Here is a 13,578-nt window from a genome sequence, read left to right as displayed (position 1 = left end):
AGACAAAGGGCTAAAATCAAGTTCATTTTAGCCCTTTGTCAACAATCTAAGGCACTGCTAAGAGCAAGCAGTGCCTTTCTTTTTTTCAAGCGGACAGACAAGACAATAATCAAGACTCTCCGATTTTTTCTCAAGCTTATAGTACATACAGCAAGTCTTCCGGTTGGATGCTTCCAGTAAACCCTCATCTAAGTTTAAACTGTGCTCAAATGGATTTTGCTTCGCTCCAAATACATCCCCCGCCGCTTGCTTCAGAAAAAGATAATCCTCCCGCACGCGCTGCTTCACCGCAGACTCCTCTGTTTCCCGCATCATACTGCGATAAAGAGAATTGATACGAACCGCTACATTCTCCCATAGAATAGAATGCGGGAGTCTTGATGTTCGCTTCAGCACATCTAAAAGAGGTGTGACACACTCCGTAAATAGCGTGCGGACGACCTGCTCTCTCCACTCATGACGATCTCCTTCTAACTGAACAAATGAACAGAGCGTTTCATCTAGCTCAATTTTACGATCTTCTCTAAAGACACACGCCTCTGGTGAAAACCGGTAGACAGCATCATACATCGTCATCAAGTACAAAGTAGAACTAACCGCTAAGTATGCATAGCGCTTTGAGAACATGGACGCCGCCACTGCTAGATTCGGTGCATGCATCGCTTCCTTTTCCGCTTCCAATAAACGTCTGACAGATGCTTCTGTAAAAAGCGCAGCCAGTGTGCGATCAGATGTCATCGGTCCATTTGTGATGTGTACCCCGAAATCAAGTAATTCTCTCTCAACCCACTCTGGCCTCATATCAAAACCCCCATCTTTCGTTTAGCGATTTCGCTGTTGATATAACAAATAGATAAAGAACGGTGCACCAATTGCCGCCGTAAAGACACCTGCTGGCACATCTAATGGAAGAAAAGCCGTTCTCGCAACTAGATCTGCCAGCATCACGAGAATACTTCCAACAAGCGCAGATGCCGGGACAAGCGCAATGAATGAACGACCGATGATCATTCTAGCCACATGCGGTGCCATGAGTCCGACAAATTCAATACCACCTGCAAATGCAACGGCAATACCGGCTAGTGTCACACTCATCAGCAGAAAGAATAACCGCTTCGCCTGTACCTTGACCCCAAGACCTGTTGCAAGATCATCCCCAAGCTCCTTCACATTCATCGTTCTTGCTAACACCATGACAATTGGTAAAATGATCATCACCCAAGGAAGCATTGCGGTAACGTCCTTCATCGTAGAGCCATATAAACTTCCAGTCAGCCAGATGTAAGACTTGGTCGTGGTCATCGTATCACTGAGAACTAAAGTAAACGTCACACACGCCTTCATAATGGCGGAAATCCCAATACCCATCAGGACAAGCGTGATCGGCTTGACGCCTTTTTTCCATGAAAGCAAATAGATCAGGCAAGACACCACAAAAGCACCTGCAATCGCCCACAATGACTGATAAGCAATGGGTACAGTGCCCATCCAAAAGACGATAAACATAATGGCACCAAATGAAGCACCGCTCGTAATTCCTATGATGTCAGGCGATGCAAGCGGATTTCGAATGAGACCTTGTAAAATAAGTCCTGATACCGCAAGTGCCGCTCCTACTAAAACCGCAAGTAGCGTCCGTGGAATCCTCAGTGTATTTAATACAAACGTATTTCCTTCTCCCTGCCCAATTAAATGAAGCAGCACATCTTGCGGCGGAATGAACCGGCTGCCCATACAGAGACTCAAAATAAATAAGCCAAAGGCAATAGCCGTCAATAAAAGTAAGATCAAACATGTCCGCTTTGAAAATTGAAATGAAATGCGCCCGCCCTTTGAACGCACTGTATATGTTTTAGCCACCTGTCTTCAACCCCTTGCGCACGAGATAAACAAATAGAGGCGCTCCTGCTATTGCTGTCATGACGCCAATTGGCACTTCCTGCGGCATGATTAGAAAACGAGCCGCAAGATCTGCGACAAGTAAAAGCGACGCCCCCACAACGGCACAATACGGCAGTACCCAGCGGTGGTCAGGTCCGACAAGCTTTTTCACAATATGCGGCACAAGAAAACCGACAAAACCAATCGAGCCTGCAACAGCGACGGAACCACCTGCTAAAAAGACGACGAGTACCCCCATCGTCATCTTCAAAAGCAGCGTACGCTGGCCAAGCCCTTTGGCAATATCATCCCCCGACAAAAGGACATTGATCGAGCGGCCAAGTAAAAGCGCCACCACAGTCGCACCTAGAATATAAGGCAAAACAGGCAGCAGCATATCAATACTTCTTCCTGACACTGAACCCGCCATCCAAAACAGGATACTTTGAATCGACTGTTCATTCACGATTAAAAGTCCTTGAGTAAAGGATGCAAACAGGGCGGATATCGCAGCACCTGCGAGCACAATTTTGACCGGTGTCAGCCCATCTCTTCCAATAGAGCCCAGTAGAAAAACGAGCATCCCTGCAATCGCAGCACCTAAAAAGGCGGTCCACATATAGCCTGTTAACGACTCTGTAGAAAAGAATATAATGGAAATGACGATAAAAAATAGTCCACCTGCATTAATACCTAATAAATCAGGCGCAGCCAGCGGATTTCTTGTTAATGCCTGCATGAGTGCACCTGAAATCGCTAAACTTGACCCAACGACTGTTGCGATTAAAGCTCTTGATAATCTGGATGTCATGACAATCACACTGTTCGGATCTGATTCATCGAAATGAAGAAAAGCATGGATGGTGGCTTTGAGGGAAATGGAGGTTTGCCCAAGGGAAATACTAAGCATAAAAAAGACCAACATCAACACGATGAATCCAGCAAAAAGCAGTGCCTTGCTTGAATCCTTTTTTAATAGACTTCTCATTTGATTCCCGCTTTCAATCTGTTATGGAAAAAGGAGAAAATGGTCTTTTCACATTTTCTCCTCCGTTATCCTTATTGATCAATTCCTAGACGATCATAAATATCATCAAGCATCATGTTTGCAGCAATGATACCGCCTGCCATGTTCCAAGTGATTTCATCCACTTTATGTACTTGCTTCGCTTTGACTGCGTCAAGCTGCTTCCATAAAGGATGACTTGTCCACTCTTTATATGCTTTCTCGACCGATTTATCCTGATCATCCATGAAGTAATAAATCACATCTGCATTCATTTGCGGAATGCTTTCTTTGTCTGTAAGTGTCACGATATCTTGCTTTTTATCTTTGACATTCTTTGGACCTTCAAATCCTAGTTCTGTTAAAATCGAACCCGCGAATCCCGTTTGATAGATTCTCGCATGATCAGCACGGAAATTGACAACCGCTACATTCATCGGCCAGTTTTTAATATTCTTTTTCGCTTTTTCTTTGAAGTCAGCGACACGGTCATCCCACTTCGTCAGCAATTCTTTTGATTTATCTTGCTTATTTAACGCTTCTCCCATCAATTTCACTGTATCTTTAAAAGTGAACACTGTTTCTGTTGCAACAGTTGGAGCGATTTCTTTCAGCTGATCAAAAATTTGCTCGTGACGAACTTTTGATGCAATGATCAAATCTGGCTTGAGCTTTTCAATTTCCTCTAAGTTTGGCTGTGTTTCCTGCCCAACTATTTTGACACCCTTTAAATCATCTCTTAAATATTTATAAGTAGGTGTTTCAAGCCATGATTCTACAACACCAACTGGTTTAATGCCCATAGCGACTGCTGCATCCGTTGCTCCTTGGTACAGCGTCACCACACGTTTCGGCGACCCTTTTATTTCAGTTGAACCGATAGCGCTTTCAACGGTTCTTGTTTTTTCTTTACTATCTGACTTGCCTTCACTGCTATTGCTGCCACAAGCTGCAAGTAAAACGATGGAGAGCACAACTAATAGCGACCAAAAAGATTTTTTGAACATGTACCTCACCTATCCATTCTATATGTAGTCATATCGTTTGATAACGATTCTCATTATCACACTATGATTTTATCATAGAAAAGGGTGGTGTCAATGGAATTTTTTAAGAAAATGGGAGAGTGTTGACTATTTGTTCATGTTAAATGGAATTTTTGCACATTTGGATGGTGCGACCGATGCTAGTAAAATGGACAAATGAGCCTATGAAAATTGTATCGATATACGTGTCATCAAGTAAACACGCACGCACAATTAGTTCGTGATCACACAAAAGGGTACTTGTTACATGTTCGGCACACAGCGTTTTATTGAGTGAGCATAAGAGTAAGGAGAACACAAAAAAGAAGACGAATGATGACCACTCGTCTTCTTTTTTCCTCATTTTACTTCTTCATACTCATGAGCTGAGACGTGCTTTAATGGTATTCACCAAAGTCGGCCGGATGTCGCTGCCTTGCTATCTGCTCAATTCCATCATTGGAACAATGCTATTTCTGAAGGACGGAGCTCTCTTCAGTACGTTAGGTTAAAGTGATTTAATATGGTTCAATGGCGTTTACTTCGCGTCAGCTGACGTATGTAAAAGTCCATGATAAACCGAAAACAAATCCATTGCATTGCTGCGGCGAAGTAACACACCTCGATAAAAAAACAAAAGAAAACACAACGCTGAAGGCATTTGATTATCAAGTGATATCATAACGCTATCACTCGAAAATAAATGCCCTCAAAAAGCGTTGTGCATCAATGTTTTTTATTAACCAATAGAACCTTCCATTTCAAACTTAATTATTTTTGGGAATCACACACAAACATATGTTCTCTCGTTGGCGTGATTCCTGCGGTTTATATTTGTTTTACGTCATATAAAATAATAAGCCGTCATATGTTTGTGAGTGTTTTGTGGGTGTACCCACATAAATATATATTAATGAAGGAAGTGAAATACATGAACATAAATAAACTAAGATCATTCCTTTATAAAACATCAAAATACCTTGGTGACGTTAACGCCGTTCAAAAGGGTACTATCGGAAAACGTATCATGCGACGTGCTGCGGGTAAAGCATCCGGCAAGCTAATGAAAAAGATATTCAAATAAAAAAAGCCCCCTTAAAAGGGCTTTTTAAATTGTAATTGCCTTTTCTGTTACATGATAAGTGTTAGAAGTAATGATTTTATCAAGTGACCAACCGGCAGCGAATAACACAGAAAAAATTGTTAAACTGATAAATAACTTTTTCATCATAACGCCTCCGCCATTTTTAGTATTTGTTGATGAGCTTTAATGGTCTTTTTTAGATATTCTCTATTCAATTCAAAATTCCCTTTTTGATAATGATAATCTGCAAGTTTCTCTGATAACTCCGCTACATCTTGCCACAATCTTTTGTTTTCTAAATAACCGAGGCTTTCTTTTACATCCGATTCATTATATTCTTCAAAAAGCGCATAAATGATTTTTAATTTAGCTATATATTCTTGATCGTCTGCAAAGTTAGCTCTATTTAAGCCAATGTTGAAATATTGATTTCCTCTATCTTTTTTATCTTGTTCGTAGAATACCCAGGACAACATATAAAGTGTTCTAATTCCTGAAATCGTTTCGGCATGTTCTTTTATTTGAATTGAATTTAGAAATTCATTTTCTGCGGTTTCAATTTCTCCGGCTCTTTTTTTCACTAAACCTAAATTATGATGTATTACACCAATAATCCGTTGGGCTGTTTCCTCATTAAGCTCTTGAGCCAAACTCAAGGCTTCCCTATAATAAGATTCTGCCTCATCTAAACGGTATAAGTCGTACATATTCGCTCCATATTTGATATTACAACCTACTACTTTCGCTTTGTAAAACTCGCTTGTTGAATACATTTCTTTTGCTTTTTCCAAATGGTTTAATGATACGAAATGTTGATCAATGCGATAATATGCATCAGCTAGTTTGTAATGAAATTCGGCTCTTTCTATATCATCGGGAACATTCTTTAAATGTTCTTCAGCAGCCTTATAAAAATTTATAGCAGCAACATAATTTTTGTGATGGAATTCGTGCATACCTCTAAAGAAGTTTGAATAGTAGTCAAGCGTTCCTTTGACGTGGGGTTGTTTGTTCTCTATTTCTTTGAGTAAATTGGGTAAAGTGGGGCGTTGCTGATTCATTTCAATAGGCTCAAGACTCTCAAGCATGAGTCTATGCCTAAACTCCATTAATTGATAATATAGCAGTAAATCTTGATCCTCTTCCATGTTCTCTATTTCTCTTTCAACCTGTTCTTTTAAAATCTCTGCATCCGGCACGCTGAATGTCCTTATAAATCTATACCAGTCATTTATCAAGATACCAACTTGAGAAGAAAGAACTTTCTCCACTCCTATCATCCCCTTCCTTTTCATCCCTTATAATTACATAATTATCATTTTCTGAATAATTCAACACCGAAAAGAAATCGCAAAAAGAACAAAAAAATAGCCCCTCTAACCGGAAGGGCTTTTCATTTAGAACAAGAAAAAGTTTATTGCATAGTAGACACTATCAGCAATCACTTGCGCTGATCCTCCACCAATTTTCGGTTTTAAAGCAGCATACAGCTTTTTCTTTATGATGTTTGCAGTAACATCAGGTATATTTGCGAATTCTTCAATTTTTTTAGCTATGAAATTAGAATTCTCTTTAAATGCTTTAGCAGCTTGTTTGTCAGCCTTTTTTAAAACAAGACCTGCTGCTTTACCGCCATACCTTACACCTTCTGCTACTATTTCAGCAGCTAACTTTACTAGGTATCCTCTAAAGCCTTGAGTTTGGATGACAGGATCTTCTATTTCTGTTTCATCTGCTAGACTCTTTAACGACTGTATTTTCACTTGAATCTGTTGTGATGCCATAGTCTCATTATCATTAATAGGAGTTGCGGCTCTTGATACAGTCGGTAACAATGTTGATACTAATAGTAAAGTTGTTAACGAAACAATAAGTAATTTAGATACAAATTTATTCATTTTACCATCACCCTTCTATAATGGTATTATATACTAAATTTATAAACATTTGTATATTAAATTCAATGAAAAGGATGATTGTCATGAGAAAAATCTATAATTATATGGATAAGGAACAGAAGCAACATGCAATAAAGTTGCTGCATGAAGATATAAAGGAATTGAAAAAGGAACAATCACAAGAAGAAGAAAAAGGGTATCCTGGTGTAATTAAAGCAGCTATTGAAGAAACAATTGAGAGATACAAAAAAGATATAGAATTTCTTGAAAATGACTTAAAAAATGAGCAGACATAACGCCTGCCCAGATTGTAGAGAAACTCATGTTTTTCTACAATCTTTTTTATTTTCAGCGTAAGTATGATGGATGAGATTGAATGAAAAAGGCCTCCCACACACCTAGCCTAGCTTCGCTAGGTGTGTGGCAATCTTCTTCATGTTCTGACAGGCAGCTGTGAGAAGCACTTGCTCACTCACATTTTGTTTTCCCCTTAACCGGCAGTAGCGAAGCCCATGCAGTTGTTTTGAATCTGCAAAGCTTCGCTAAAAATATAGATAAGATGATATTTTACATCATGGGCGATATTACTAAAACTGTTTCAAAATTAAAAAGTAAATTTAAGTCATCTGATCCTTTTTTCATTGCAAACAAACTTAACATCATTACAATTCATGAAGATTTAGGGAATACCCTGGGATATTACAGCAAACATTTTCGCACTAAATTTATTCATATCAATGGAAAAGTAAGTGAAAAATGTGGTTACTTTGTTTGCGCCCACGAACTAGGGCATGCTTTACTTCATAATGAATCTAATACTCCTTTTTTAAAAAGAAACACTTTCTTTTCAACTGAAAAAATTGAACTGGGAGCAAACTTTTCCGCCATGCATTTACTGTTTTCTTCCGTTCAAAAGGGTATTACTTATTGTGAATTCAAAGAATATGGCATTCCGTAAGAACTTGTACAAAATTACCGCAGTATTTTTTTAAGCAAAGACCGAACAAACGTTCTTGAAAGGATCTGAAAATAAAAGTAGGGAGTGAACTATCTTGGCTAGTTTCAGACAACACGAAAACGGTACGTGGGAATATAGAATTAGATATAAAGATAAAAGAACGGAAAAGTATAAAGAGAAATCAAAAAGGGGATTTAAAACAAAAAAAGAAGCTAGGATCGCTGCGAAAAAAACGGCAAACAATCTTGCATATGTTGGTTTTGATTCAACAAACGAAACAGTCGGGGGGTACTTTCCCGTTTGGTTAGAAGTATATAAAAAACCATCCGTAAAAAAAACTACCTACTCTTTACAAGAAAGAACTATCAGAATCAATATTCTACCTAGATGAGAACATTATCGTTTAAGAGATATTGAACGAAATGAATATCAAAATGGCTAAATGAATTGATTGAAAAATATAGCGAAGGAACTATAAGAAGAATCCACAGTATAATGAATTCAGCTTTAAATGAAGCTGTACATGATTTTAGAATCCTTCGAGAAAACCCGTTAATCAATATAAAAATACCTAAAAAGAAGGAGGAGAAAAAAGCATTAAAATTCTTCACTCTTTCACAAACTGAAAGATTTTTAAATCAAGTAAAAACACCTGTTAAGAATGCAAAATATTCACATTCAATTCAGTATTACGTCCTTTTCACTTTAATTGCAAGAACAGGTTTACGGATTGGAGAGGCTCTCTCGCATTAACATGGGATGATATAAATTTAAAAGATGGAGAGTTAACAGTTGATAAAACTCTTATATATCCCTTGAATACTCAACCTTACATTTCAACACCTAAAACACAATCTAGTTACAGAACAATAAAACTTGATGATCACACAGTATCGTTATTGAAAAAACACCGAGTTAACAGACACGAAATCGTTTTGATGTACACCAATTATGTTCAGCCGGAAAATAACATTGTGTTCTTTCAACATGAGGGCAAATGGTTAAAAACAAATGTTGTGAGAGAGTATTTTAAAGAGGTCTGTAAAAGGGCAAATCTTCCCGTTCTGTCTCCTCATGCTTTAAGACATAGCCATGCTGTACACCTTTTAGAAGCTGGCGTGAATATTAAATATGTATCAGAACGGTTAGGGCATTCTAGTATAAAAACAACCGCAGATAAGTATCTCCATGTCACCAAAAAAATTGAGGACCAAGCAATGGAAATGTATCTGCGGTATGTTCAATAATTAAATTTTGTGGGTGTTTTGTGGGTGCTTGATGAAAATGTAATGCCTAAACACCTTCAATCCCCGGTATATCAACGGTTAACCTATACTACCTTCCATTTCAAACTTAATCAAACGGTTCATTTCAACGGCATACTCCATTGGCAGTTCTTTTGTGAATGGTTCGATGAAGCCCATGACGATCATTTCTGTTGCTTCTTCTTCAGAAATTCCGCGGCTCATCAAGTAGAATAGCTGCTCTTCTGATACTTTTGATACTTTCGCTTCGTGCTCTAATGAAATGTTGTCGTTTAAGATTTCATTGTAAGGGATCGTATCAGATGTTGATTTGTTATCCATGATGAGTGTGTCACACTCGATGTTTGAGCGTGCGCCCTCTGCTTTGCGTCCGAAGTGTACGATTCCACGGTATGTGACTTTACCGCCTTGTTTGGAAATCGATTTCGATACGATCGTTGAAGATGTGTTTGGTGCAAGGTGAATCATTTTTGCACCTGCATCTTGGTGCTGACCTTTACCTGCTAGGGCAATACTTAATGTCATACCACGTGCGCCTTCACCTTTTAGGATGACCGCTGGGTATTTCATTGTCAGCTTAGAACCGATGTTTCCATCAATCCATTCCATTGTCGCATTTTCTTCACATACTGTACGTTTCGTCACAAGGTTGAAGACGTTGTTTGCCCAGTTTTGAATCGTTGTATAACGGCAGTAGCCGCCTTTTTTGACGATGATTTCAACAACCGCACTATGAAGTGAGTTCGTTGTGTAAACTGGAGCTGTACAGCCTTCTACGTAATGCACATGTGCGCCTTCATCAACGATGATCAGTGTACGCTCAAACTGACCCATGTTTTCAGAGTTGATACGGAAGTATGCTTGAAGTGGTGTATCTACTTTTACGCCTTTTGGTACGTAGATAAATGAACCACCGGACCATACAGCCGAGTTGAGCGCAGCAAATTTGTTGTCAGTCGGAGGAATGACTTTTGCCCAGTGCTCGCGGAAGATGTCTTCGTTCTCTTTTAATGCGCTGTCTGTATCTTTAAAGACAATTCCTTGATCTTCAAGGTCTTGCTTCATGTTGTGGTAAACCACTTCAGATTCATACTGAGCCGATACACCCGCTAAATATTTTTGCTCTGCTTCTGGGATCCCAAGCTTATCAAAGGTTTGTTTGATTTCTTCTGGTACTTCATCCCAAGAACGCTCAGAGCGTTCTGATGGCTTTACGTAGTACGTAATTTCATCAAAGTTTAATGCATTTAAATCTCCGCCCCATTGTGGCATCGGCATGTTGTAAAAGTGTTCAAGAGATTTCAAACGGAAGTCGAGCATCCACTGAGGCTCCTCTTTCATACGAGAAATTTCTTCAACGATCTCTTTTGTCAGTCCGCGCTCTGAACGGAAAATGGAAACGTCTTTATCAGAAAAGCCGTATTTATATTCACCAACATCTGGCATTTTTTTAGCCATCCATTTTCACTCCAATCTTATGATTTGCCGTTATCTTCGGCAGATGCGCCTTTTTCAAGCGCCTTCCAGGATAATGTTGCACATTTGATGCGTGCTGGGAATTTTGCGACTCCCTGCAGCGCCTCAATGTCACCAAGATCAATGGAATCGTCGTATTCTTTTCCTTGCATCATATCGGAGAAAATCCGAGACATTTTCAAAGCTGTTTCAATATCTTTCCCTTTAATCGCCTGCGTCATCATCGAGGCAGATGCCATTGAAATAGAGCATCCTTCTCCTTCAAATTTCGCATCAGTGACTTTTTTGTCTTCGATTTTCATCGTAAGACGAATGCGGTCACCACACGTTGGGTTGTTCATATCGACGACAATGCTGTCGTTTAACACACCTTTGTTTCTCGGATTTTTATAATGATCCATAATCACTTGTCTGTACAGTGTGTCTAAGTTTACATTAAAAGACATTCGTAAAATACTCCTTTGTCTTACGGAGCGCTGCAATGAGCCCGTCAATCTCCTCTTCTGTATTGTACAGATAGAAGCTTGCTCTTGCAGTCGCTGATACACCTAGCCATTTCATAAGCGGCTGTGCACAGTGATGTCCAGCACGAATGGCGACACCTTCCGTATCCAGAACAGTTGACGCATCATGTGGATGGACGTCGTCTAAGTTAAACGTCACAAGTCCAGCTCGGTGCTGCGGTCCATAAACCGTTGCACCTTCAAGCTCCTTAAAGCGCTCAAGCGCGTAAGTTGCAAGCTGATGCTCGTAGCGGCTGACTTCGTCCATTCCGATGTCATTTAAGAAATCAATCGCCTTTCCTAGTCCAACTGCTCCTGCAATAATCGGTGTTCCCGCTTCAAATTTCCACGGCAGCTCTTTCCATGTAGAATCATACAGATCCACAAAGTCGATCATTTCACCGCCAAACTCAGCAGGCTCCATATTATTCAAAAGGTCCTTCTTCCCGTAAAGAACACCGATGCCAGTCGGTCCACACATTTTATGCCCAGAGAAGGCGAAAAAGTCACAATCTAGATCCTGAACATCAATTTTCATGTGCGGGGTGCTTTGCGCACCATCGACGACGATAATTGCACCGTGATCGTGGGCAATCTTTGCGATGTCTTTAATCGGGTTGATGGTTCCTAGTACGTTTGAAACATGTGTGACAGCGACGATTTTCGTTTGATGTGTGATCGTTTGCTTCACATCTTCAAGCGATAGCGTGCCGTCTTCCTGTAACGGAATATATTTCAGCGTGGCTCCAGTTGCTTTCGCTGCCTGCTGCCAAGGGATGATATTCGCATGATGCTCCATGTGCGTAATGACAATCTCATCGCCTTCTTTAAGGTTTGCTCTTGCATAGCTGATCGCCACTGTATTCAGTGCGGTTGTTGTACCTCTAGTAAAAATAATCTCCTGGACAGAAGAAGCGCCAATGAATGCTCGAACTTTCTCTCTTGCACCCTCGTATGCGTCCGTAGCTCTTGTGCCAAGGGTATGAACACCCCGGTGGACGTTCGAGTTGTAAGACCGGTAATACTCATTCATTGCATCAATGACAACTCGTGGTTTTTGAGATGTCGCTGCACTGTCCAAATACACCAAATCATGTCCGTTCACTTGCTGATGAAGGATTGGAAACTGCTCACGAACGTCTTTGATATTCATTATTTTACTTTCCTTTCAATCACAGAAACGAGCTGCTTTTTAACTCCTTCAATCGGCAGTTCTTTAACAACTGGATTTAAGAAGCCATAAATGACAAGTCTTTCTGCCTCTTCTTTGGAAATTCCGCGGCTCATGAGGTAATAGAGTTGAATTGGATCGACACGTCCAACAGAAGCAGCGTGCCCTGCTGTGACATCATCCTCATCAATTAAAAGAATTGGGTTTGCGTCACCGCGTGCTTTCTCACTCAACATGAGAACACGTGATTCTTGCTCTGCATTTGACTTCGTAGCGCCATGCTCGATTTTACCAATTCCGTTAAAGATAGAGGATGCTTGATCCTTCATCACACCATGCTTCAAGATATACCCTTCAGAGTTTTTACCGAAGTGAATGATGCTTGTTGTAAAGTTTTCTGTTTGGTTTCCTCTGCCGACCACAACCGATTTCGTATCACCAAATGTGCCGTCGCCCATGAGCTTTGTGATGTTTTCAGACACAACGTCTCCATCATTCATAAGGCCAAGCGCCCATTCGATTTTACTATCACGGCCGTTTGCCATACCGCGTCTATTCACATAGACTGTCACACCTTCTGCAAGATTATCCACTGCACCGTATGTGATGCGAGCATTTGCTCCTGTGAACACTTCAGAGACGATATTGAAGATCGCTTCTTCTGGCTTAGCTGTACTGATGTAGTTTTCTACGTACGTCACAGCACTATGATCGTCTGCTACAACGATAACATGGTTGAACAAAGTTGTTTCGTCATGTTCATGAAGATAAACGGCTTGAATTGGTGCTTCAAGCTCTACGTTTTTCGGTACATAGAGGAAAGCTCCACCATTCACTAAAGCAGCATGTAAAGCTGTTAGTTTATGCTCATCCACTTTCACTGCATCTGTCATGAAGTATTTCTTCACTAGCTCTCCATGCTCGCGAATCGCTGTATGGATATCCGTGAAGATCACGCCTTTGTCTTTTGCTTCAGTAGAAAGAGACAAGTATGCTGGCGTTTGGTCGCGCTGAATGTAAACTGTCTTATCCGTGTCTTCTAGATCAATTAAAGATTTCACTTCTTCTGGAAGCTCTTCTAGTGATCCATATGGCGCACTTTCGACTGTATGCTGTTTGAAATTGGTTAAATTCCATTTTGAAATATTCGTTTTGTCAGGCTTTGGCATTGGGAGGTCTTCTGCTTTTTCAAGTGCCTGTAAGCGAAGGGAGCTCATCCATGCCGGTTCCTGATGCTTCTCGGAGAAGCTTTTGACATAATCTTGATCTACTGATAATTTCGTTTCTAATGTCATCAATAATCCTCCTAAC

At 40.2% G+C, this 13,578-nt stretch carries 17 protein-coding genes and 1 pseudogene; 7 read left to right on the top strand and 11 right to left on the bottom strand.

Going from position 1 to position 13,578, the window contains the following annotated elements; all coding sequences use genetic code 11:
• Nucleotides 1-57 precede the first annotated feature (57 nt).
• The 4 genes from BK049_RS12435 to BK049_RS12420 form a co-directional block, all read right to left on the bottom strand.
• Nucleotides 58-801: an IucA/IucC family C-terminal-domain containing protein gene (locus tag BK049_RS12435; RefSeq protein ID WP_071168648.1), complete on the bottom strand. Its 744-nt coding sequence runs from the start codon at nucleotides 799-801 to the stop codon at nucleotides 58-60.
• Nucleotides 802-822: 21 nt separating this feature from the next.
• Nucleotides 823-1,860 (bottom strand): FecCD family ABC transporter permease, encoded by a 1,038-nt coding sequence (locus BK049_RS12430; protein ID WP_008362051.1) that lies wholly within the window; start codon nucleotides 1,858-1,860, stop codon nucleotides 823-825.
• Nucleotides 1,853-2,869 carry a FecCD family ABC transporter permease gene (locus tag BK049_RS12425; RefSeq protein WP_071168647.1) on the bottom strand — a complete coding sequence of 339 codons (1,017 nt, stop codon included), beginning with the start codon at nucleotides 2,867-2,869 and terminating at the stop codon, nucleotides 1,853-1,855. Before BK049_RS12425 ends, BK049_RS12430 begins: the two co-directional genes overlap by 8 nt.
• A gap of 71 nt (nucleotides 2,870-2,940) precedes the next feature.
• Nucleotides 2,941-3,894, bottom strand: a complete 954-nt coding sequence (locus tag BK049_RS12420; protein WP_008362055.1) for an ABC transporter substrate-binding protein — start codon at nucleotides 3,892-3,894, stop codon at nucleotides 2,941-2,943.
• Between the two features lie 419 nt (nucleotides 3,895-4,313).
• Here BK049_RS12420 and BK049_RS20135 point away from each other — a divergent pair, with 419 nt between their 5' ends.
• Nucleotides 4,314-4,424 carry a DUF418 domain-containing protein gene (locus tag BK049_RS20135; protein WP_237739244.1) on the top strand — a complete coding sequence of 37 codons (111 nt, stop codon included), beginning with the start codon at nucleotides 4,314-4,316 and terminating at the stop codon, nucleotides 4,422-4,424.
• 419 nt (nucleotides 4,425-4,843) lie between these two features.
• A complete protein-coding gene (locus tag BK049_RS19550; protein ID WP_165378950.1) occupies nucleotides 4,844-4,996 on the top strand; it encodes a hypothetical protein in 153 nt (50 codons plus the stop codon).
• 143 nt (nucleotides 4,997-5,139) lie between these two features.
• Here BK049_RS19550 and BK049_RS12415 read toward each other — a convergent pair whose 3' ends face one another.
• Both BK049_RS12415 and BK049_RS12410 read right to left on the bottom strand, forming a co-directional pair.
• A complete protein-coding gene (locus BK049_RS12415) occupies nucleotides 5,140-6,276 on the bottom strand; it encodes a Rap family tetratricopeptide repeat protein (RefSeq protein WP_244887348.1) in 1,137 nt (378 codons plus the stop codon).
• Between the two features lie 117 nt (nucleotides 6,277-6,393).
• The gene (locus BK049_RS12410) at nucleotides 6,394-6,894 is read right to left on the bottom strand and encodes a hypothetical protein (protein ID WP_071168645.1); all 501 of its coding nucleotides are present in this window, start codon (nucleotides 6,892-6,894) and stop codon (nucleotides 6,394-6,396) included.
• An 83-nt stretch (nucleotides 6,895-6,977) separates the two neighbouring features.
• On the opposite strand from BK049_RS12410, the gene BK049_RS12405 reads away from it, so the two are divergent.
• Nucleotides 6,978-7,190, top strand: a complete 213-nt coding sequence (locus tag BK049_RS12405; protein WP_071168644.1) for a hypothetical protein — start codon at nucleotides 6,978-6,980, stop codon at nucleotides 7,188-7,190.
• Between the two features lie 102 nt (nucleotides 7,191-7,292).
• Here BK049_RS12405 and BK049_RS18965 read toward each other — a convergent pair.
• Nucleotides 7,293-7,436 (bottom strand): annotated as a pseudogene (locus BK049_RS18965) (transposase); the annotation flags it as partial.
• Between the two features lie 32 nt (nucleotides 7,437-7,468).
• Here BK049_RS18965 and BK049_RS12400 point away from each other — a divergent pair.
• The 4 genes from BK049_RS12400 (at nucleotide 7,469) to BK049_RS19840 (ending at nucleotide 9,099) form a co-directional block, all read left to right on the top strand.
• Nucleotides 7,469-7,852, top strand: coding sequence for an ImmA/IrrE family metallo-endopeptidase (locus BK049_RS12400; protein WP_071168643.1), 384 nt, complete (start codon nucleotides 7,469-7,471; stop codon nucleotides 7,850-7,852).
• A 94-nt stretch (nucleotides 7,853-7,946) separates the two neighbouring features.
• The gene (locus BK049_RS19850) at nucleotides 7,947-8,243 is read left to right on the top strand and encodes an Arm DNA-binding domain-containing protein (protein WP_034738522.1); all 297 of its coding nucleotides are present in this window, start codon (nucleotides 7,947-7,949) and stop codon (nucleotides 8,241-8,243) included.
• Nucleotides 8,244-8,299: 56 nt separating this feature from the next.
• Nucleotides 8,300-8,605: a hypothetical protein gene (locus BK049_RS19845; RefSeq protein ID WP_237739190.1), complete on the top strand. Its 306-nt coding sequence runs from the start codon at nucleotides 8,300-8,302 to the stop codon at nucleotides 8,603-8,605.
• The gene (locus BK049_RS19840; RefSeq protein ID WP_319641075.1) at nucleotides 8,521-9,099 is read left to right on the top strand and encodes a site-specific integrase; all 579 of its coding nucleotides are present in this window, start codon (nucleotides 8,521-8,523) and stop codon (nucleotides 9,097-9,099) included. Before BK049_RS19845 ends, BK049_RS19840 begins: the two co-directional genes overlap by 85 nt.
• A gap of 78 nt (nucleotides 9,100-9,177) precedes the next feature.
• Here the strand turns inward: BK049_RS19840 and sufB are convergent, their stop codons facing one another.
• The 4 genes from sufB to sufD are packed head-to-tail and all read right to left on the bottom strand — an operon-like array spanning nucleotide 9,178 to nucleotide 13,562.
• Complete coding sequence (gene sufB / locus BK049_RS12380) at nucleotides 9,178-10,575, bottom strand: Fe-S cluster assembly protein SufB (RefSeq protein WP_008356703.1); 1,398 nt, start codon at nucleotides 10,573-10,575, stop codon at nucleotides 9,178-9,180.
• Between the two features lie 17 nt (nucleotides 10,576-10,592).
• Nucleotides 10,593-11,039, bottom strand: coding sequence for a Fe-S cluster assembly sulfur transfer protein SufU (gene sufU, locus BK049_RS12375; RefSeq protein ID WP_008356701.1), 447 nt, complete (start codon nucleotides 11,037-11,039; stop codon nucleotides 10,593-10,595).
• A complete protein-coding gene (locus BK049_RS12370; RefSeq protein ID WP_008356699.1) occupies nucleotides 11,029-12,249 on the bottom strand; it encodes a cysteine desulfurase in 1,221 nt (406 codons plus the stop codon). Before BK049_RS12370 ends, sufU begins: the two co-directional genes overlap by 11 nt.
• Nucleotides 12,249-13,562 carry a Fe-S cluster assembly protein SufD gene (gene sufD / locus BK049_RS12365; protein ID WP_008356697.1) on the bottom strand — a complete coding sequence of 438 codons (1,314 nt, stop codon included), beginning with the start codon at nucleotides 13,560-13,562 and terminating at the stop codon, nucleotides 12,249-12,251. The genes BK049_RS12370 and sufD overlap by 1 nt, the downstream gene beginning before the upstream one ends.
• Nucleotides 13,563-13,578 lie beyond the last annotated feature (16 nt).

This window comes from Bacillus xiamenensis (genome assembly GCF_001857925.1).
GTDB classification, from domain to species: Bacteria; Bacillota; Bacilli; order Bacillales; family Bacillaceae; genus Bacillus; species Bacillus xiamenensis.
The sequence above is the reverse complement of the archived record's forward strand: the minus strand, read 5'-3'. Positions and strand labels throughout refer to the sequence as shown.